The organism is Bacillus sp. FSL K6-1284, from assembly GCF_038002625.1.
GTDB lineage: Bacteria > Bacillota > Bacilli > Bacillales > Bacillaceae > Bacillus > Bacillus paralicheniformis.
Map to the genome: position 1 here is coordinate 3356505 of NZ_JBBOCW010000001.1, position 19284 is coordinate 3375788.

Consider the following 19284-nt stretch of genomic DNA (forward strand, 5'->3'; position numbering starts at 1 on the left):
ATTTCTATTTCTGAATCTTGTAGAGTTTTTGAAGCTCTTTATCTGTTTCATACATTTTCTCCATCGCATAACTGACAATGTGGGAAGCTATACAGTAATTATCAAACAGCTCCATCGTCTTCCCGAGAATATCCGCGTAGCTTTCAATCGCTTTTGATGCCTGTCCGGCTTTATAAAAATCGGATTCTGAAAGGTTTTTGATTTCTTTCTGAACCCCTTCTGTATAAATATCGCAGATGCTTTTCAGCTTATTGGAAATGGTGATCATTTCTTCAAACTCGAGATGGATGTTTGTACCGCCGCCTCCTGCTCCGCCTTCTGCATTCATAGCATCGCCCTCCCTGCTCTGAAATTGATGTGCAGTGCGTCATAGATCCGGTTGTTCATAATATAAAGGCTGATCCATTCATATCGATCATTTAAAGGATCAACCGAGATGAAATCTTCGCCTTTTGTAAAGTAAAGTGTTGTCGTCTGGAAACCGGTGTCTGCCGGTTTTTGCTGCGAGGCAAGCTTGAACGTTTCCACAGCAAGAACTTCTTTTTGATCAAGTTCCATTGCCCTGACTTCGGCTTTTTCGGCGGCGCTCATCGGTTTTGTCAAAAAAGCGCGGTCTTGATCACGCGGTTCTCTTACTAAAAATGACACGTTGGAAATAAGCGATAAATAAACTTCGCGCTTTTCCAAATAATCTAATGTGTAGCCTTTGCCCTGGCTTCTTTCAGTCAGAGCGACAACGCGCTCCTCATCGTCCGGCAAAAATGCGCACATGACGTTATTAAAGCGCACGAATTCTTCGCTTTCTTGATATTGCTTCAGCAGCTTAATCAGAAAAAAAGCGGTCTTGGTCAGCTTGCCTTCCTTTAAAAGGATGCCTTTTTCAATCAGGCTCTCTTTTGCTTTTACTGCACAATCCGTCTCAGCCAAGGCCAGCTGTTCGCGTTCCGGAAGACCGAATATGTAGGTAACTCCGGCTGCTCCTGCTAAAACATAAAGTTCTGCCGCCGACAGCGTATCTGCTTTCACCTGCATGTCATTCTCCTTCCCTGTTATAAGTTTTTGATTTCCTGCACTTCACTGAGCTTTGAAAAATCGTCGATGTGCATTTGCAGTGCATCTAATGCAGCCGTATGATCTTTCAAGGCGTCTTTCATATCGGCATTCAATTCGATAATCAGCTCAAGGTAGCTTAAAAATGCGTCGCGGGTTTTTCCGCTCCATTTTCCGCTTTCAACATACGCTTTCAATTCCTTTGCTTTTTTCAGCGAGTCGCCAACATGTTTTTCGATCGCTTTCGCATGGGAATGCGCTTTTATTGTTCCATTATGTGAAATTTTCACAGTCTCTCCGCTTACTTTCGGATTGGCCGCTTGATAGTTGTAGTATCCATATCCGTCCATGACTCGGCTGTTCCTCCTCTACGCCTTTTTCTCTTCAGCTTCAGCTTTTGCTTTATAATACTCCCACTTGCTTTTCGCCTTCGACTTGGCGCTTTGAATGTCATCGACCATATCTTTAAAATGCTTGACCAATTCCTTCAGCTTGGCATCCTTTTCATGGCGTGTATCCTCAAATTCGTGGGAAGGGATTTTCAAGTCCGGGAGATTGCTGTTGTATGCTTTCAAACTTGCATCAACTTCTGCTAATTTCGTCTTAACATCGCTTTCTTTATCAGATAAAAAGTCGTATAAATTTTTATACTCGTCGCGTTTTCGTTCATTTTCCGTGTAGGATATGTGCAAAAAGTTGCCTACTGAATCCCAAAAACCTTCGCTCAAAGCAGCTGCCCCTTTCATTTATCCTAGTCAATAAAAACTATTTTCCTGTAGTGGATGATATTGTAATAGGTTTATCTTACAGGATGGTCCTAGGCGAATGAATAGGTTAAAAGGATTGTTTTTTCGACGAAAAAATAAAATAACCGGTCTTCGAGAGATTTTTATAAGCAAAAAGGATCAGTCCGTTTTCCCCTCTTTTCCGACCGGTCATTTCCTGAGAAATATTTTCTTTTGAAGAACATTCCATTATAATGAAGTTGGTTGGATTTTACATCATGAAAGGAGAAGCGCTATGCGTGAACATAAAGGATGTATCAAGTGCGGAAGTACAGATCGGGGCAAAAAGAAATCGCGACGACCGGCACCGGCCTGTCAAAATTGTTCGATGTGCAGCATAACCGTTTTCTCGTCGTTTATTGCAAAAACTGCGGGTATTCGGAACTGTACAACAAACAATCTTCAACCGCCGGAAACATTCTCGACCTGTTCTTTGGAGGATGACGGCCCGAAAGGAGAAACGGTTATGAGAGAAAAATACGGATTATTGATTGCCATATTTATTTTGGCTTTATGTGTGCACTCCAATATCGTCGTAGAACATGCACTCTTACAGGCGATCATAAAAACAGTCTCACTATTCGTGATGATCGCTTCGGCGCTTGCAGCATTTGTCAAAGGCATCAGACAGCCGTCATAATCACTGGGAGAGGGGGTTAGTCATTGCCCCGTTCCCAGTGATTTGACTAAATCGAGAATCCATTCTTTCACGTCGACAAGGCGATTGTATGCCGGCTTTGTATCGGTTCCGGTGATGATCATGGATACGAGGGAGTCCTGCTTGTGCAATGCACCGTGGCTGGCTCCTCCGACGTGCGTCGGCGACCCTTCGCCGATAAATTCGTATCCAGGCTTTGCATTGGCGATCAAAAAGTCGCCTTCATGCGAAAAAAATGAAGTGTACAGTCTGGCCAGCGCATCGGGAAACTTTCCGTATGTCATGCTGCTTTGCTCGACCGTCAAATCGAGAATGTTTACATCCCCTTCCAGCGTCCACGTTTGTCCAAATTCATCCGTGTATTTGCCTCCCGGCCGAAATGTGAGCTTCCCGTGCTGCTCCCCCGAAACGACCTCAATTGAATCCGTTTCATTTTTCCAGCCGATGATGTCGATCCTCTCGTCCTGTTGCAGAATATCCGCGATCCTCGTGAGCGGAAGCTTCGCTTTATCGAGCGAATAGATGAACGCCATTCTTTCGTTAACGGCAAGAACGATGTCGTCATCGTCCGCCACGCCTTTCTTTAATTTCACAATGCGAAAGGCGTCCAGAAGGCTTCTCAAATCAATCAATGCTTCTTTTTTATTGCCGCTGATCCAGGCCTGTCCGTTATCCCCCATCACGATCCAAATGTGATCTTTTAAAGCGGCTTCCCATGACGGAAAGCTGTCTAAAATCTTTTGAACATGCCGGTCTGCTTTCGCGACCCCTGCTGCGTCGTTTCTCCCGTGTTTATGTACGTGCTGGTCGAGATCGGGAAAATAGACGAGTGCAAGAGGCGGCACTTTGTTTGTTTTGATCAGATGAACCAATTCATTCGCAGAAAACCGGTCATTAAAGCCGAATTTTTTGAAAAGCGAGCGGTTTGCCGGATTCACTTTGGAAAAACCGCCGTACGAGAACAGCTGGGACGTGTTGATTTTGACTGATTGGTTTAATCCGGAAATTATTGAAAAAAGAAAAGGAACCTGTAAATAGCCGTCCCGGCTCCCCCTGTGCAAAAGCGCATTGATCGAGCACGTTTCAATTCCTTTTTCATCAAGCTCTTCGTGAAGCGTCTTCACCTGTTGGCTTAAATGAACCTGATTCAAATTGTAAAAGACGTCTCTGGAGGATTGTTTGATGCCTAATTTCAGAAGCTCTCGAATATGGCTGCCATAATTGATGATCCGTTTTTCCTTCGCGTTGTACCACACAAGACCCGGAACTTTATGGCGGTCGCTGCTCGCCCCTGTAAGCAATGTGCTGTCAACATTGACGGACATCGTCGGAAAAGGGCTGATCATATCAGGGACATAGCGCCCGTTTTCCAGAAAATATCGCAGACCAGGAGCCTGTCCGGTTTTCACGGCTTCTTGAAGCGATTCATCCATTAATGAATCAATCAGCAACATGACGACTGATTTCTTGCGGCTCTCAGACATCGTTCTTCCTCCTTCCTTATACGTGAGCATTCCCTAAACCGCTCCGGTTATGAATGATCCCGTCTAAAATGTCGCTGATATCCCGGTCCGATTTTTCACGCAAATATTGACCAACGCTCATTTGATAGCGTCTGATGTCTTCTTCCGAACGGAAAAAGGAGAGCAGCTGCTGTTCAATCGGCTCCTGTTTTTGCTGATTCAGTTCAATGACAAGGTTTTTCTTTTTCAGAATATCGAGATTCATCTCTTCCTGTCCGGGCAGCGCATGGTAGATAAATACCGGAAGCTGTTTTTCAATGCACTCGCTGATCGTGACGCCGCCGGGCTTCGTCATGATGCCCGACGCCTCCTCGTATAAACGGTTCATTTCTGCTTTGCTTTCGATATAAGGCAGCGCTGTAATGTATGGATTGTTTAAATCATGAACATACCGGTAGAGCTTTCGGTTTTTTCCGCATAGTATTTGGTATGCGACATCCCCATTCGGCGACAGCTCCTGCACAAGCTTAAAAATGCCGCCCACCCCCATGCTTCCGCCGGTTATGAGGATGTTGCACACCGCTTTTTTGTCCCCGTTCTGCCCAGGCTTTCTCTCCATTTTATAGGAACGATGCACGGGTATTCCGGTCAAAAAAATCTTCTCTTCATCAACGCCTTCTGCGATCAGCTGTTCTTTGATGTCTTTGATCGGCGCAAAATGATAATCAATCTTTTCTCTTCCCCAAATTCGGTTGACGAAAAAATCGGTATAAACATTGACCACTTTCATGTCGGGAAATCGGCCTTTTAAGCGGTTCAGCAAATAGGAGGGCAATGCATGCGTACAGAACACGATATCAGGCTTTTTTTCCGCAATGATCTGCTGCATATCCTTCAAAAAGATCAGCTCGTACAAGAGGTGGCGCTTTGCGGTTTGATGGCGCCCGCACGCCAGGAGATGATAGACCGAGCTGTAGACTTTCGGAAAATACTGAATCCATGACAAATACGCCGCAGAAGAGGCTTTTTCAAGCCGCCGATAAGCATGTGAAAAAATGTCGATTTTTTCACATTGATGGGATTTGAGAAGCAGTTCTGCCTGCAGTGAATCGGCAACGTGATGATGACCGGTGGAAATGCTTAAAAAAGGGAAAATCAGAATCTTTGTCATCTCCATCCTCCATTTCAGAAGAAAAATGTTTTCCATTTATATTTTTCAAATATCCAGCCAAAATATAAGTGTATTTTTTCAGGAAAGGAAAGTGGCGACTTGAGAAACTGTTTTTTGTCGATTTGGAGTGTAATTGACCCGTTTTATTATTTTTTTTCAAGACTGACACTCATTGATCAAACGAAATCGAGCATTTTTCGCGTCCGTCTCACAAGATACAAAGGGATCGATGTGGTGTTAAACGATGGGACGGTTATTAAGAAGAACGATGTTCTGATCAAAATTCATCTGCATAATATTAAGCTGATCAAGGAGCTTCAAAATATTGAGAGCGCTGTCAGAAGAGGCATCATCATTTACCAAAAGGCGTACTTTTCAATGCCGATCCTGGCCGAATATGTCAAAAATCATCACCGGACAGACCAAATCAAAGGCATCATCGGCATTACGACGCTGCATAAAGGCGTTGAAAGGCTCGGTTTTGAAGCGGTTGAGCCCGCAAACCAGTTTTACAGAGTCTTTAAAAAACTGACGCAGATTCCGATTTTATATTTAACAACAAAGCAATTTTCTCTTCGTAAAATTCCTCCTTCCCAATATTTGTTTATCTCGAAAGAAAAATTGTTCAAGTCCTATCTACAGAAATAACAAAAAAAGAGACTGATCCCTCAAAACAGGAACAGCCTCTTCTTTTTATGAAATGTGATGGAATGTCATTTCCGGACGGCTTCCGATGCGGATGTTCGCCCCCGTCTGACCCAATCCCTCGCTGATATAAAACGGTTTATCATGATGATAGTGAAGACCTTTGATCATATTCATTCGCACAAGCTTTCCCATCTTCAGAAGATGATAAGGCTTCGGCCAATGAATCTGACCGCCGTGAAAGTGTCCTGACAGAAGATAGTCAAAGTGAAATTCCTGCATATCAAGCACAACGTTCGGATCATGCGTCAATACAAGGTTGTACCCTTCCTTCAGCTCTTTATATGAAGCGGCAATATCGCTTCGCTTCGTGCTGTAATCATCAATCCCGATAATGTTGAGTGCCTCACCTTCCACTTCAATCGAGACATGCTGATTTCGAAGGGTGATGCATCCGTTATCTTCCAGCACACGTTTCAGCTTCCGAAAGTGTTCACCTTTCAATACGTAGTCATGGTTGCCGAATACAGCGTACATCCCGTATGCCGGCTTTAGTTTTTGCAAAGCTTTTAAGTAGTTTGCAAGCTTTGGTATATTTCGTTTCCTATCAAGAAAATCTCCTGTTAAAGCAATGAGATCCACTCGTTTTTTATTGGCAAGTTCAAGAATCTGTTCAGGTGAAATCGAAATGTTTTCTAAATGAAGATCAGACAGATGAAGAATGTTCAGCTTTTTCTTTAAAGCGGGAGCCTGGACGCGCTCGACCGAAATCGTGTTGACTTTCACATCTTTTGTATTGTGGTTCGCTTTATAAAAAATAGGCATTAAACCTAAGATAATCAATAGACATGCGATAATAAACATTTCAATATCTCCTCCCTCTTACTAGTATAGTAAGTTGGCAGGCAGTTTTATAGTGGGAAATAATAGGATATCATTCTTTTTACCTATAATAAAAACCGATTTCCAGCTGGAAATCGGTTCGTAATTTTACAGAAACAAAATGAATAGAAGAAGCCCTAAAACGATGCGATAGATGGCAAACGGGACAAGCTTGATCTTATTGATCAGCCTGAGGAAAAAGCGGACGACAAAAAGAGCGACAATAAAAGCGCTGATAAACCCTGTAATAAAGAAAGGAAACAGGTCTGCACTTAAATATGCCCAGTTTTTAATTAAAGAGAGCAGGCTGGCTCCCATCATGATCGGAATCGCCATGATGAAGGTGAAATCGGCGGCCGCTCTGTGGTTCAAGCCGAGAATAACACCGCCCGAAATCGTCGAACCCGAGCGCGAGAAGCCCGGCCAGAGCGCCAGACATTGAAACAGCCCCATACCGAGCGCCTGCTTATACGTCATCCGGTCAACCGAATCTGTCGTCTCCGTGCGCCGGTTAATCCAGTCGGCCGCGAGCATCAGCACCGCGCCGGCGATGAGACCGACCGCAACGGTGTGTACGGAAAACAGGTACTGATCAATATAGTCTTCGAATAAAAAGCCGAGCACAGCGGCGGGAACAAGGCCTACAGCGATTTGGACGATGGAAAGGCGGTATCCCGATTTTTGCTCTTCCGTCATGTTTTTCTTCACGCCTAAAAGATTGAGAATCCGGTCTTTAAATACGATGGCGACAGCGAGGATGGAGCCGAGTTGAATCACGACTTTAAAGGTATTCGCCGCCTCAGGCGTGAGCAGTTCTTTCGATTTCAGCCAGACGTCGTCAACAATGATCATATGCCCTGTTGACGAAACAGGGGCATATTCTGTTAATCCTTCAACAATTCCGAGTATGATGGCGACAAAAATATCCCAAATGTTCATATGTCATTCCTTTCGCTTCATAAAACTTGTCCTCTAATAAACTATTTATATCGCCTTTAAAAGCCGATTATGCAAGCGGGATTCAGACTTCTTCGTTTTTTTCATAAAGGTGTGAACGCTGTTTAAACCATTCAAACAAATGCGTGACCACCACTTTGATGACCGCGTATCCGGGGATGGCGAGAATGACGCCGATCACGCCGAACAGCTTGGCTGCCGTCAGCAGCACAAAGATGATCGTTACCGGATGGATGTGCAGGTTTTTTCCCATAATTTGCGGCGAAATAAATTTTCCTTCAAACAGCTGCACCACAGTCCATACGATGATCAGCTTCACAAGCATAAACGGGGAAGTAACCAGGGCAATAATGATTGCCGGCGTGATCGCAATCGTCGGTCCGAGATACGGAACGATGCTCGTACACGCCGCCACAAGGGCCAATAAGGAAGCGTAATCAAGACCGATGATCATATATCCGATAAACAATAGGCAGCCGATACAGAAGCTGACGATGATCTGCCCCCTGATATACGAACTGAGCCGGTGATTCATCTCGGACATCATCACATACGTCTGTTCCCGCAAGCGGACCGGTACGAGCTTCAAAATAAAGAGCGGCAGTTTTTTACCATCTTTCAATAAGTAAAACAGGATAAACGGCACGGTCACAATTGAAATCACGACTTCTGTAACAGCGCCTATGAACGTTCCCACTCCGGTAAATGTGCTGTTTAAAATTGTGGTGGCCTGATCGGATAATTTGCTTGCCAAATCGGTCAGATTGATGTTCAGCGTCTGCTGAACCTGATTAAAAAACTGGCTTCCGATCAGCTGTTTAATTTGGTCTTCCACAATGTGGACATACCTTGGGAAATTATCGACAAGGCTTGTGATCTGTTCCCTTAACAGCGGGATAACGGAGACGATCAAAATCGTGATCAGACCGATGATCACGATATAGAGAAGAAGAATCGAATAAATCCTTTTCACATTTTTCCGCTCTAGAAAATCAACGATCGGATTTAACAAATAATAAACGACACCTGTCAGTACGACAGGCAGAGCGATGGTTTCCACAAGGACGATGAAAGGCGTGAAAATAAACGATGCTTTTGTAAATACAAGGATGTTCAATCCGATCAAGAGCAGAACGAGCAGAAACAAAACGAATTTATTGTCTAAAAAAAACTTCTTAAATCTGCCGCCCCACATATTCAAAGAGTCCATGGCGATCCTCCATTAACATTGGTTTTATACATTAAATTGTACACTATTACTCCTCATACTAAAAATAAAACCATTGCTATTGGTCTTTTTTTCCGCTTGCAAATGTTTATTGATGATATACATATACGCCGGTGTTTCCGGCTTTTTGTCTTTCGCCGGCAAAAGAAAACACTGTATAATAAACATATCCTACAGCGAAAGGGGAAAATAGCATGATACGGTTCGGGGTAGTCGGAACAAATTGGATCACCGACCGGTTTCTTGAAGCGGCCCGTTTGATCGGCGATTTTCAATTAACCGCGGTATATTCAAGGAGCGGGGAGCGCGGACGTGAATTCGCCCAAAAATACGGGGCAGAGGCGGTTTTTACCGATATCAGCGAAATGGCTGAGAGCGATGTTATTGATGCGGTATATATCGCAAGTCCCAACTCTTTACATAAAGAACAGGCCGTCACATTCATGAAAAGCGGAAAGCACGTCCTGTGCGAAAAACCGCTTGCGTCCCATGTCAAAGAAGCTGAAGAAATGGTAAAAACAGCGCAGGAACACCGCGTGACATTTATGGAAGCGATGAAAACGACATTTCTTCCGAATTTTAAAAACATCGGACGCAACCTGCACAAAATCGGCAAAGTCCGCCGTTTTACAGCAAGCTACTGTCAATACTCTTCCCGCTATGACGCCTATAGAAACGGAACCGTCTTAAACGCATTTAACCCGGCTTTATCGAACGGTTCCCTGATGGATATTGGCGTCTATTGCGTCCATCCCGCGATCGTCCTGTTCGGCAAGCCCCTCGAAGTAAAAGCAAACGGGCTGATCCTTGAGTCGGGGGCGGACGGTGAAGGAACAGTGCTGTTAAAATACAAGGAGCATGAAGCTGTTTTGATGCACTCGAAAATCTCCAATTCCTTCACACCTGCTGAAATTCAAGGGGAGGAAGGCTCTATCGTCATTGATAAAATCCACCGACCTGAAAAAGTCGACATCCGCTATCGGGACGGACGAGTTGAACATCTTACGCTGCCGGATGACAAACCGGCCATGTTTTATGAAACAGAGGAATTCATTCATTTAATTAAACAAGGGCGGATCGAGTCTTCGCTTAACACATTTGAACGCTCTATCAACACCTTGGCTGTCATGGATGAAGCCCGCAAACAGATCGGTCTCGTTTTCCCCGCTGATCAAAAATAACAAATGAGCCGCCTCGATTCGAATGAACGGGCGGCTCATTTGTTTTAGGATTGCGCCAAAAGATCGGCAAAGGCTTTGACATAGATCGGCAGGTCCGGCGGGCGGCGGCTTGACACGATATGACCGTCGACGACCGCTGCTTCATTTACCCATACCGCTCCGGCATTTTCCATATCGTCTTTGATCCCAGGTGTGCTTGTGACCTTCCTGCCTTCCAATATTCCTGCGGAAATCAGCACCCAGCCGGCATGGCAGATTTGCCCGATGGGCTTCTTCCTTTCGTTGAACCACCGAATCATCTCCAGTACCTCGGGATATCTTCTGAGCTTGTCAGGCGCCCAGCCTCCCGGAACCAGAACTGCGTCGTATTCCTCAATATTCACACTTTTCAGCTCATAATCAGAGACAGCAGGTACGCCGTATTTGCCCTTATATTCATGATCCGCTTTTTCGCCAATGAGGTGTACGATCGCGCCTTCTTCCCTCAGCCTTAAAACTGGATACCACAGTTCTAAATCTTCGAAGTCATCGCTGACAAGCGCGATCACTTTCTTGCCTTCCAGTCGCATGATTTATCCCTCCTGTACAACCAGTGTACGATAAATGACAGTCTGTTTAAACCTATTTATCCCCTTCCCCGTCCCTTTTTAAAAATGCTTTTCCCGCGTAAAAGGCTGCCGGATCGCCGGCAGCCTGATGTTTAGTCAATCTTAAATTTTTTCGTCAAATCGCGCAGTTCTTCAGCCATTTGTTCAAGCGTAGCCGCAGAAGAACTGATTTCTTCCATTGAAGCGAGCTGTTCTTCAGCCGAAGCGGCGATGTCTTGAATGCTTCCTGAGCTTTCACGCGATACGTCTGCAATTTCTTCAACCGCTCCCGCGACATGCTGTGACCCTTCTGACAGCTCTTCAACTGCCGCATTCATCGTCTGCAGCTTGCCCGCGATTTCGTTTGTCATGTCATAAATCTGCTTAAAGCTTGTATCTGTTTCGTCTGTGATGGTAAGTCCCGACTGTACTTCACGGTTGACGTCCTGGAACATGTCCAGCGACTTTCCGATCTCATTGACGATTTCCTGAATGAGCGCTTCGATTTCTTTTGCCGATGAGGCGGATTGCTCAGCCAGTTTGCGCACTTCTTCAGCCACTACTGAAAACCCTCTCCCGGCTTCACCGGCTCTTGCGGCTTCAATTGCAGCGTTCAACGCGAGCAAATTCGTCTGATCTGCGATGCCGTTGATCACCCGCAGGATTGCCGTAATGTCTTTTGACTTGCTTTCAAGTCCTTTCACGACGGATTCTGCCTGTTTAACGGAATGATCGATGGAATTCATTTGTCCGACCGTTTTTTGAACAAGCTCTCCGCCTGTACCGGCAATGTCTGTCGATTGAATGGATGATTCTGTAATCGATGCTGAAACTTTGGACATTTCATGCAATTGGCTGTTCATGTCAGCCAGCTGCTGCGCACTGACTTCCACTTTCTCGTTTTGGCTTTCGTTTCCGTTTGAAAATTGTTCGATCGCAGATGTAATATGTTCTGTCGCCTTGCTTGTCTGATCCGCGCTCGCGGTCAGCTGCTCTGACGAAGAAGCGACGTTTTCAACTGATGTCTGAATGACGCTGATTAAAGAGCTCAGCGATTCGGCCATTTCGTTGAAGCTTGATCCGAGCTGTCCGATTTCATCTTTTGAACGGACAGTGATTTTTTGCGTCAAGTCGCCTCCGCTGATGCTTTTCGCAGAGGAAACGAGTTCGCGGAGCGGACCTGTGATCGATCTGATGATGAAAATCATCAGAAGCACACCGATGATGATGCTGACGCCCAACGTAATCAAAGCTGCATTCAACACAGGCTGTGACGCTTCTTTTAGTTCAGTGATATACATGGTTCCGCCGATTTTCCAGCCGGTCAGTTTATTGGTCGCGAATGCCATCTGCTTTTCGCCGTCAGACGTATATTTGATTGTTCCTTTGTCATTGGCGTATACTTTTTCAACCCAGCTGCCTTCGATGTCTGAGCCCGCATCATGTTTCGGGTGGGCGACAAACTTTTTATCGGCGCTGGTGATAAAGGCAAAGCCTTTTTTCCCGATGGTCACGCGTTCTGTCGCTTTAATGAGCTCTTCGATTTTCATATTGACGGCGACCACGCCGGATCCGTCTTCATGCATCTTGGCGATGGTGATAACCATCGTTCCGGTTGACGCCGTTTTGTAAGGGTCTGTAATAATGACTTCGCCCTTGTGTTCGGCGGCTTTTTTATACCAGTCCCGCTCTACCGGATTATATCCGCTCGGCATTTCCTGATCCGGGTAGCGGATGAACTTTCCGTCCTTTGATCCGGTAAAGATCCCTTCCACATCGGGATGGAGCTTGGCGAACTGTTCGAATTTCACTTTTAAAGCGTCACTTTCTTTTCCTTTAAAAGAGTTTTCTTTAATGAACCCGCTGAAATAGGACATGGCATTTGTTTTCTGGCTGATATTCTGATTGATGATTTCGTTCAGCTGATTAACGTTTTCGCGCGCATTGTCCATGATTTCTCCGTCAAGCGTACTGCTTGCCGTTTGATACGCGCTATAGGAGAGGACGATGATTGGAACGGTTAAAATAAGCAAGAATGAAAGAATTAATTTCTTTGCAATGGAGGGACGTTTCACCCAATTTATAATATTTTCCATAGAATTGTTGACTCCTCTTTTCTGTTATATTTCTAATATCGGATTCTTTTAAAAGTTTTTATACGCGTTTTATAACTTTTTATAGTCTAAAATAACTAAAAAAACATCCGGAGGAAAACCGGATGTTTTAAAGCTATTCAATCTTAAATTTCCGTGTCAAATCACGCAGTTCTTCAGCCAGCTCCGCCAATGTGGTGGAAGATGCGCTGATCTCTTCCATAGAAGCGAGCTGTTCCTCGGCTGAAGCGGCGATGTCCTGAATGCTTGCCGAACTTTCTTTCGATACATCAGCGATTTCTTCGACCGCGCCCGCGACTTGGCGGGAACCTTGCGTCAATTGTTCGACAGCGGCATTCATCGTCTGCAGCTTGCCTGCGATATCATTGGTCATATCGTAAATCGTTTTGAAGCTTGTCTCTGTTTCATCTGTGATTCGAAGTCCTGACTGTACTTCATGATTGACCGATTTGAACATGTTCAGGGAGTTGTCGATTTCCTTGACGATTTCCTGAATTAAATGTTCAATTTCCTTCGCCGAACCGGCGGATTGTGCGGCGAGCTTCCTGACTTCTTCAGCCACTACCGAGAAGCCGCGGCCCGATTCCCCGGCCCTTGCCGCTTCGATCGCTGCATTGAGCGCGAGCAGATTCGTTTGATCGGCGATTCCGTTAATCACACGCAAAATGCTTGTGATGTCTTTTGATTTGGCTTCGAGCCCTTTGACGACCGCTTCCGCTTGCTTGACAGACCGATCGATCGAGTTCATTTGGCCGACCGTCTTTTGAACAAGCTCTTCCCCTTTGCCTGCAATCTCAGTCGATTTCAGCGACGCATCAGTAATCGCGGCTGAAGTTTTTGACATGTCATATAACCCGTCGTTCATTTCATTAAGCTGATGCGAGCTTGCTTCGACTTTTTCTTTCTGGCTTTCATTACCGTCAGAAAACTGTTCAATGGCCATTGTAATATGCTCAGTCGCTTTGCTTGTCTGCTCTGCGCTGGCATGAAGCTCTTCAGATGAAGAAGCTACATTGTCAACTGATGATTGAATGACGCTGATTAAAGAGCGCAGCGATTCGGCCATTTCATTAAAACTTGTACCGAGCTGACCGAATTCGTCTTTTGAACGGACTGCGATTTTTTGTGTCAAGTCGCCGCCGCTGATGCTCTTTGCGGATGACACGAGCTCGCTTAACGGCTTGCTGATTCCGCGGATAATGAAGTAGATGAGAATCCCGCCGAGCACGATCGCGGCTGCCAAAATGATGATCGCCATGTGGAAGACAGGCTGAGCAGCCTCTGATATCTCATCCGTGAACATCGTTCCGCCGATTTTCCAGCCGGTCAGCTTGTTCGTCGTAAAGGCCATTCTCTTTTCTTTTCCTTCAAATGTATATTGAAAATCACCTTTTTCACTGCCGTACATTTTTGTAACCCAGTCGCCTTTGCCTTCGGTTCCGGCTTCGATCTTCGGATGAGCGACATATTTTTTATCATTGCTTGAGATAAACGCAAAGCCGCTTTTTCCGATGTTGACGCGTTCTGTCGCTTTGATAAGTTCATCGATTTTCATGTTAACGGCAACAACCCCTGAGCCGTCCTCCGTCTGCTTTGCAATCGTAACGACCATCGTTCCGGTTGACGCCGTTTTATAAGGGTTTGTGATAATCGCTTTTCCTTTATTTTCAACGGCTTGCTTATACCAGTCCCTATCCGCCGGGTTATAATCTTTCGCCATTTTTTCAGCGGGATAGCGGATGAACTTGCCGTCTTTTGAACCTGTGTAGATCGCTTCCACATCCTGGTTCAGCTTGGCGTACTGCTCGAATCTCTCTACAAGTGATGCGTTCCCTTTTTCTTGATAAAGCTTTTCATTCACCCAGCCGCTGAAAAAAGAGACGGCCTGCTCTTTCTTTCCGATATTCTGGTCTATGATCTCATTCAGCTGTTCGACATTATCGCGCGCGCTTCTCATGATTTCCGTTTCAAGAGAGCTTCCCGCCGTTTGGTACGCACTATAGGATAAGGCCAAAATCGGCAAAGTTAAAACCAATATAAAGCTGAAAAACAGCCTTTTTGAGATAGACGGACGTTTAAGCCAGTCCAATACCTTTTTCATTTGATATAACTCCTTTAGCTTCTAGATTATGAAACTAATATCGGAGCTTTCATTTACTTTTGCATATTAAAAAACTTTAAAAAGTATTTCTGAAGATTCTTAAAAAAGAGCTTAAAAAAGAGGCTGACCAGCAGCCTCTTTTCATCAAATTGTAAACTTTTTCGTTAAGTCGCGCAGTTCTTCAGCCATTTGTTCGAGCGTCGCAGCGGATGAGCTGATTTCTTCCATTGAAGCCAGCTGTTCTTCCGCTGAAGCAGCGATGTCTTGAATGCCGGCAGAGCTTTCACGCGATACGTCGGCGATCTCTTCGACCGCGTCGGATATTTCGTGAGAACCTGTTGACAAATGCTCTACTGCGGCGTTCATCGTCTGCAGCTTGCCTGCGATTTCGTTCGTCATGTCGTAAATATGTTTAAAACTCGTTTCCGTTTCTTCCGTAATTTCGAGCCCTGACTGTACTTCTTGGTTGACCGATTTGAACATGTTGAGCGAATGTTCGATTTCCTTGACGATATCCTGAATCAGCTCTTCGATTTCTTTTGCCGATTCTGCTGATTGGGCCGCAAGCTTTCTGACTTCTTCAGCGACAACCGAGAATCCTCTGCCTGATTCGCCGGCCCGCGCTGCCTCGATGGCGGCGTTCAGCGCCAGTAAATTCGTTTGATCAGCGATTCCGTTTATGACGCGCAGGATCGCGGTGATATCTTTCGATTTCGCTTCTAGCCCTTTGACAACCTGTTCGGCCTGTCTGACGGACTTGTTGATCGAATTCATCTGCCCGACGGTTTGTTGGACGAGCTCTCCGCCTGTTTCGGCAATTTCCGTCGATTTACCCGAGGATTCTGTAATCGATTCCGATACGCCTGCGATTTCATTCAGCTTGTCATTCATTTGGCTGAGCCGCTGTGAGCTCGCTTCGACTTTTTCATTTTGACTTTCAGCGCCGCTTGAGAACCGCTCGATGGCTAATGTAATGTGCTCCGTCGCTTTACTTGTCTGGTCGGCGCTTGCCGTCAGCTGCTCTGATGAAGATGCCACATTGTCGACCGATTCCTGAATTGTGCTGATCAGCGAACGCAATGAGTCAGCCATTTCGTTGAAGCTTGCGCCCAGCTGTCCGAATTCGTCTCTGGAGCTGACATCGATTTTTTGTGTCAGATCTCCTTCACTGATGCTTTTTGCAGAAGAGACGAGTTGATTTAAAGGCTTGCTGATCGCGCGGACGATAAAGTAAACAAGAATGCCGCCCAGAATAATCGCGCCTGCCAATGTCATGACTGCCATGTGAAGCACAGGCTGTGCAGCGTCTTTAATCTCTGCTGTATTCATCTCTCCGCCGATTTTCCAGCCTGTTAGTTTATTGGTCGTGAAGACCGTTTTCTTTTCTTTGCCTTTTTCATTAAATGTGAACAAGCCGCTCTCTTTGCTGAACATCTGCTCTGTCAGATCGGCTTCTGCTTCTGTGCCGGCTTTCATTTTCGGATGGGCGACATACGTTTTCCCTTCGCCGATGATGAATGCATAGCCGGTTTTTCCGATGCTGATGCTGTTTGCCGATTTGATCAGCTTGTCAATGTTTAAGTCAAGGGCGACTACGCCTGATCCGTCTTTGTTCTGCTTGGCGATCGTGACGACCATATGGCCTGTTGATGCAGACTCATAAGGTTCAGTTACAATCGTTTTCCCTTTTTCCTGGACAGCCTGTTTGTACCAGTCGCGTTCTACCGGGTCATACCCGTCAGGCAATGGAGCATTCGGATATTGTGCGTAAACGCTATCCTCCGAACCGGTGAATACGAGTTCGACGTCGGGATTTTGTTTTGCAAATTGCTCAAACCGCTGTTTAATGGCGGTCTGCCCTTTCTCTTTGTACGCTTTTTGATCAATCCATTCGCTGAAATACGCAATAGAAGTCTCCTTGCTGCCGATATCTTGCTGAATGATGTCGTTCAGTTCATCGATATTGTCTTTCGCACTTCTCAAAATCTCATCCTCAAGCGTGCTGCTGGCCGTAAAATATGAAGTAGCCGAAAGAACCAAGATCGGAATTGTTAAAATGAATATAAATGAAAAAATTAATTTTTTAGAAATAGAAGGACGTTTCATCCAATTTAAAAGCTTTTTCATATGTGATTCCCCTTTCTCTACTTTTATCGGAGACGGGGTCTATTTTTTAAGTAAAAAAAGCGGAAAATTAGACCGTTTTCCTGCCCAAGCATCAGGCATACGCTAATAAAAAAGGGAAAAGGGTGTATCCTATGATAAGTGTTTCGGGCTACTGGCTCCGTCCTGAGGATATCGAAAAACTGAATGTCAGTCAGACGCAAAGAGACATTGCCAACCGGATGCTGGCCATGTCGTCCAGATATAGATACGGTTCAATCTCAGAACTGTTATTTGAGCTGAGATTCAGAGTGCATACCGTCGAATCAGCCAGAGAGCTGATCAACAGCGGAGCAAAGTTTGCCACCTTTTCAAAGACATACGGGAATGAAGAGTTTTGGAGGGTGACGCCTGAGGGGGCTTTGGAGTTGAAGTACAGAGCGCCGGCTTCAAAGGCGATTCGAAATATTTTTGAAAGCGGCTCTCTTTATGCTTTTGAGTGCGCAACTGCGATTGTCATCATTTTTTATATGGCGCTCCTCAAAACGATCGGCGATCAGACATTTGACCGGAATTATCAAAGAATCATTTTATACGATTGGCATTATGAGCGCCTGCCGATCTATACGGATAAGGGGAACGACTACCTTCCGGGAGACTGCCTGTATTTCAAGAACCCTGAATTCGATCCCGAAAGACCGCAGTGGCGCGGAGAAAACGCTATTTTACTTGAAAATAATCTCTATGCGGCACACGGTCTGGGGATCTTAAGCGGCGAAACGATCATTGAAAAACTGAACGGGCTGAGAAAGCCTCATGCACAGACGTCCGCCTATCTGCTTTCTCAAGTGACACGGGTTGATATTCCTGCATTAATACAAATGATCAGATAGCACATCGGCAGGCGCAAGCTGATCCATCAGCTCCTTCACCGTCGTTAGCCGGACGGAGGCCCGCACGCCCTGCCCGGACCACAATGACATGCCGTCCGGATTCCCTTCAAGCTTCGCCTGTTTTCTCATCGGCTGCGTCAGCGTATTTTGCAGAGGATAAGGCAGCGCTTCAACTTCGTCCGGGCGCCTGTCTTCCATCCATTGATTGACGATGCCTCTTGCCGGCTTCCCTGAGAACAAACGGGTCAGCCTTGTGTCTGTTTCAACCGCTTCGAGCAATTTTTGTTTGTATGCAGGGTGTGTTCCGCTTTCTTCGCACGTCAAAAAAGCGGTGCCGATTTGAACGCCCTGTGCGCCGAGGGCAAAAGCTGCCGCAACACCTCTTTTGTCAAAAATGCCGCCCGCTGCAATAATCGGAACCGACACATGATCTGCCGCTTGGGGAATTAAAGCCATCGAGCCGACAGCGGGTTCTCCCTTCGTTTTCAAAAAGGCACCCCTGTGGCCGCCAGCTTCACTTCCTTGAACAACGATGACATCCATCCCCAATTCTTCAAGCATCAAGGCTTCTTCAACCGAAACGGCGGTGCCCATTAAACAGTAGTTTCGGTCTTTCAGTTCTTTGACGGCATCGGCCGGCGGCGGGCCAAACGTAAATGAAACGGCGCTGACCCCTTCCCTTAAAATGATTTCGATTTTCTCGTAAAAATCGTCCCAATCGTGTTTCTCTTCTGGCACGGGTGAAGCCGAACGCGCATAAGGTATCTTCTCTTTCCACCCTTCATATTCTTCCCGTCTGACGTTTTCCCGTTTTTCCGGAATGAAGAGGTTGACTTGAAACCCGGCTGATGTCAGCTTTTTAGTCTCCAGAATCTGTTGTTGAAGAACTTCCGGCGTCAAATAGCCGGATGCAAGGCTGCCTAAGCCGCCGCAATCTGATACGGCGGCGGCGAGCCTTGGTGTTGTCGGTCCGCCCGCCATCGGCGCCTGGATCACAGGCTTTGATAAAGAGAGACGTTCCATGAACTGATTCATTTTATTTTCTCCTTTCAATCGGCTGTGATTTTAAAATAGCATGTCCGGTGCCTCGGGCCGTCGAACTCGCAAAAATATATGCCCTGCCAAGTCCCGAGGACAAGCCTGCCCCCTTCAATGATCATATGTTGCGATGCCCCGACCGTGCTCGCTTTCAAATGCGCCGCGGTATTCCCTTCCATATGGCGGTCAAGCTCATGTTCCCACGGATACACTTCATCGAACCGTCTCAGCATATCGCGTTTAACATCGGGGTCGGCATTTTCATTAATCGTAATGCCTGCCGTTGTATGCGGACAGTAGACAATAACAGTGCCGCTGGAAACGCCATTTTCTGAAATGAATCTTTGGACGTCATTTGTAATATCAAGCATTTCATCGCGCCGGTTTGTTTGAATCTGTATTTTTTTCAACATACGAATCCGCTCCTT

General features: G+C 45.8%; 19 protein-coding genes and 1 pseudogene. 5 read left to right on the top strand and 15 right to left on the bottom strand.

All coding sequences use genetic code 11. The features are described 5' to 3' along the window. Positions 1–4: 4 nt before the first annotated feature. From MHB72_RS17210 to MHB72_RS17225, 4 genes are read right to left on the bottom strand one after another with little or no spacing between them, the layout of a single operon-like run. Positions 5–328 (bottom strand): hypothetical protein, encoded by a 324-nt coding sequence (locus MHB72_RS17210; protein ID WP_003184717.1) that lies wholly within the window; start codon positions 326–328, stop codon positions 5–7. Continuing rightward, positions 325–1032: a DUF5081 family protein gene (locus MHB72_RS17215; RefSeq protein ID WP_035337547.1), complete on the bottom strand. Its 708-nt coding sequence runs from the start codon at positions 1030–1032 to the stop codon at positions 325–327. The genes MHB72_RS17210 and MHB72_RS17215 overlap by 4 nt, the downstream gene beginning before the upstream one ends. A 17-nt stretch (positions 1033–1049) precedes the next feature. Continuing rightward, on the bottom strand, positions 1050–1400 hold the full coding sequence (locus MHB72_RS17220) for a WXG100 family type VII secretion target (RefSeq protein ID WP_020452734.1): 351 nt from the start codon (positions 1398–1400) through the stop codon (positions 1050–1052). Positions 1401–1418: 18 nt separating this feature from the next. After that, a complete protein-coding gene (locus MHB72_RS17225) occupies positions 1419–1778 on the bottom strand; it encodes a hypothetical protein (protein ID WP_023856112.1) in 360 nt (119 codons plus the stop codon). A gap of 292 nt (positions 1779–2070) precedes the next feature. Here MHB72_RS17225 and MHB72_RS17230 point away from each other — a divergent pair. Then, a pseudogene (locus MHB72_RS17230) lies at positions 2071–2279 on the top strand (zinc ribbon domain-containing protein). Between the two features lie 22 nt (positions 2280–2301). Beyond that, complete coding sequence (locus MHB72_RS17235; protein WP_020452736.1) at positions 2302–2475, top strand: hypothetical protein; 174 nt, start codon at positions 2302–2304, stop codon at positions 2473–2475. Between the two features lie 20 nt (positions 2476–2495). Here the strand turns inward: MHB72_RS17235 and MHB72_RS17240 are convergent, their stop codons facing one another. Together MHB72_RS17240 and MHB72_RS17245 are read right to left on the bottom strand one after the other, a co-directional pair. Continuing rightward, entirely contained in the window at positions 2496–3977 is a 1482-nt protein-coding gene (locus MHB72_RS17240) for an alkaline phosphatase family protein (RefSeq protein ID WP_025809680.1), read from the bottom strand. Between the two features lie 16 nt (positions 3978–3993). Further along, on the bottom strand, positions 3994–5127 hold the full coding sequence (locus MHB72_RS17245; RefSeq protein ID WP_035337557.1) for an MGDG synthase family glycosyltransferase: 1134 nt from the start codon (positions 5125–5127) through the stop codon (positions 3994–3996). Positions 5128–5226: 99 nt separating this feature from the next. Between MHB72_RS17245 and MHB72_RS17250 the strand changes: the two genes are divergently transcribed. Next, positions 5227–5775: a YkoP family protein gene (locus tag MHB72_RS17250; RefSeq protein ID WP_216919650.1), complete on the top strand. Its 549-nt coding sequence runs from the start codon at positions 5227–5229 to the stop codon at positions 5773–5775. 45 nt (positions 5776–5820) lie between these two features. Here the strand turns inward: MHB72_RS17250 and MHB72_RS17255 are convergent, their stop codons facing one another. The 3 genes from MHB72_RS17255 to MHB72_RS17265 form a co-directional block, all read right to left on the bottom strand. Next, complete coding sequence (locus MHB72_RS17255; RefSeq protein WP_020452740.1) at positions 5821–6636, bottom strand: metallophosphoesterase; 816 nt, start codon at positions 6634–6636, stop codon at positions 5821–5823. Positions 6637–6762: 126 nt separating this feature from the next. Then, positions 6763–7593 (bottom strand): undecaprenyl-diphosphate phosphatase, encoded by an 831-nt coding sequence (locus tag MHB72_RS17260; protein WP_216919648.1) that lies wholly within the window; start codon positions 7591–7593, stop codon positions 6763–6765. An 82-nt stretch (positions 7594–7675) separates the two neighbouring features. Further along, complete coding sequence (locus tag MHB72_RS17265; RefSeq protein ID WP_020452742.1) at positions 7676–8821, bottom strand: AI-2E family transporter; 1146 nt, start codon at positions 8819–8821, stop codon at positions 7676–7678. 212 nt (positions 8822–9033) lie between these two features. Between MHB72_RS17265 and MHB72_RS17270 the strand changes: the two genes are divergently transcribed. Continuing rightward, complete coding sequence (locus tag MHB72_RS17270; RefSeq protein WP_216919646.1) at positions 9034–10020, top strand: Gfo/Idh/MocA family protein; 987 nt, start codon at positions 9034–9036, stop codon at positions 10018–10020. A gap of 44 nt (positions 10021–10064) precedes the next feature. Here the strand turns inward: MHB72_RS17270 and MHB72_RS17275 are convergent, their stop codons facing one another. The 4 genes from MHB72_RS17275 to tlpB (MHB72_RS17290) form a co-directional block, all read right to left on the bottom strand. Beyond that, positions 10065–10589, bottom strand: a complete 525-nt coding sequence (locus tag MHB72_RS17275; RefSeq protein ID WP_025809689.1) for a type 1 glutamine amidotransferase domain-containing protein — start codon at positions 10587–10589, stop codon at positions 10065–10067. A 131-nt stretch (positions 10590–10720) separates the two neighbouring features. Next, positions 10721–12703, bottom strand: coding sequence for a methyl-accepting chemotaxis protein TlpB (gene tlpB, locus MHB72_RS17280; RefSeq protein ID WP_020452745.1), 1983 nt, complete (start codon positions 12701–12703; stop codon positions 10721–10723). A 133-nt stretch (positions 12704–12836) separates the two neighbouring features. Further along, entirely contained in the window at positions 12837–14822 is a 1986-nt protein-coding gene (gene tlpB, locus MHB72_RS17285) for a methyl-accepting chemotaxis protein TlpB (protein ID WP_144498830.1), read from the bottom strand. Between the two features lie 144 nt (positions 14823–14966). Further along, entirely contained in the window at positions 14967–16949 is a 1983-nt protein-coding gene (tlpB, locus tag MHB72_RS17290) for a methyl-accepting chemotaxis protein TlpB (protein WP_268462142.1), read from the bottom strand. A 131-nt stretch (positions 16950–17080) separates the two neighbouring features. On the opposite strand from tlpB (MHB72_RS17290), the gene MHB72_RS17295 reads away from it, so the two are divergent. Then, positions 17081–17818 (top strand): protein-glutamine gamma-glutamyltransferase, encoded by a 738-nt coding sequence (locus MHB72_RS17295; RefSeq protein ID WP_145645190.1) that lies wholly within the window; start codon positions 17081–17083, stop codon positions 17816–17818. Here MHB72_RS17295 and MHB72_RS17300 read toward each other — a convergent pair. Both MHB72_RS17300 and MHB72_RS17305 read right to left on the bottom strand, forming a co-directional pair. Then, positions 17798–18853 carry a nitronate monooxygenase gene (locus MHB72_RS17300; RefSeq protein ID WP_216919642.1) on the bottom strand — a complete coding sequence of 352 codons (1056 nt, stop codon included), beginning with the start codon at positions 18851–18853 and terminating at the stop codon, positions 17798–17800. The two genes, MHB72_RS17295 and MHB72_RS17300, sit on opposite strands and share 21 nt — an antisense overlap. Positions 18854–18867: 14 nt before the next feature. After that, positions 18868–19269 carry a secondary thiamine-phosphate synthase enzyme YjbQ gene (locus MHB72_RS17305; protein WP_020452750.1) on the bottom strand — a complete coding sequence of 134 codons (402 nt, stop codon included), beginning with the start codon at positions 19267–19269 and terminating at the stop codon, positions 18868–18870. Positions 19270–19284 lie beyond the last annotated feature (15 nt).

Excerpts from the sequence above, each read along its gene's own strand:
- MHB72_RS17270 (WP_216919646.1), top strand. The coding sequence starts at position 9,034 with ATGATACGGTTCGGGGTAGTCGGAACAAATTGGATCACCGACCGGTTT.
- MHB72_RS17210 (WP_003184717.1), bottom strand. The coding sequence starts at position 328 with ATGAATGCAGAAGGCGGAGCAGGAGGCGGCGGTACAAACATCCATCTC.
- MHB72_RS17215 (WP_035337547.1), bottom strand. The coding sequence starts at position 1,032 with ATGCAGGTGAAAGCAGATACGCTGTCGGCGGCAGAACTTTATGTTTTA.
- MHB72_RS17295 (WP_145645190.1), top strand. The coding sequence starts at position 17,081 with ATGATAAGTGTTTCGGGCTACTGGCTCCGTCCTGAGGATATCGAAAAA.
- tlpB (WP_144498830.1), bottom strand. The coding sequence starts at position 14,822 with ATGAAAAAGGTATTGGACTGGCTTAAACGTCCGTCTATCTCAAAAAGG.
- MHB72_RS17235 (WP_020452736.1), top strand. The coding sequence starts at position 2,302 with ATGAGAGAAAAATACGGATTATTGATTGCCATATTTATTTTGGCTTTA.
- MHB72_RS17305 (WP_020452750.1), bottom strand. The coding sequence starts at position 19,269 with ATGTTGAAAAAAATACAGATTCAAACAAACCGGCGCGATGAAATGCTT.
- MHB72_RS17255 (WP_020452740.1), bottom strand. The coding sequence starts at position 6,636 with ATGTTTATTATCGCATGTCTATTGATTATCTTAGGTTTAATGCCTATT.
- MHB72_RS17245 (WP_035337557.1), bottom strand. The coding sequence starts at position 5,127 with ATGACAAAGATTCTGATTTTCCCTTTTTTAAGCATTTCCACCGGTCAT.
- MHB72_RS17300 (WP_216919642.1), bottom strand. The coding sequence starts at position 18,853 with ATGAATCAGTTCATGGAACGTCTCTCTTTATCAAAGCCTGTGATCCAG.
- MHB72_RS17240 (WP_025809680.1), bottom strand. The coding sequence starts at position 3,977 with ATGTCTGAGAGCCGCAAGAAATCAGTCGTCATGTTGCTGATTGATTCA.
- MHB72_RS17275 (WP_025809689.1), bottom strand. The coding sequence starts at position 10,589 with ATGCGACTGGAAGGCAAGAAAGTGATCGCGCTTGTCAGCGATGACTTC.
- MHB72_RS17265 (WP_020452742.1), bottom strand. The coding sequence starts at position 8,821 with ATGGACTCTTTGAATATGTGGGGCGGCAGATTTAAGAAGTTTTTTTTA.
- tlpB (WP_268462142.1), bottom strand. The coding sequence starts at position 16,949 with ATGAAAAAGCTTTTAAATTGGATGAAACGTCCTTCTATTTCTAAAAAA.
- MHB72_RS17260 (WP_216919648.1), bottom strand. The coding sequence starts at position 7,593 with ATGAACATTTGGGATATTTTTGTCGCCATCATACTCGGAATTGTTGAA.
- tlpB (WP_020452745.1), bottom strand. The coding sequence starts at position 12,703 with ATGGAAAATATTATAAATTGGGTGAAACGTCCCTCCATTGCAAAGAAA.
- MHB72_RS17220 (WP_020452734.1), bottom strand. The coding sequence starts at position 1,400 with ATGGACGGATATGGATACTACAACTATCAAGCGGCCAATCCGAAAGTA.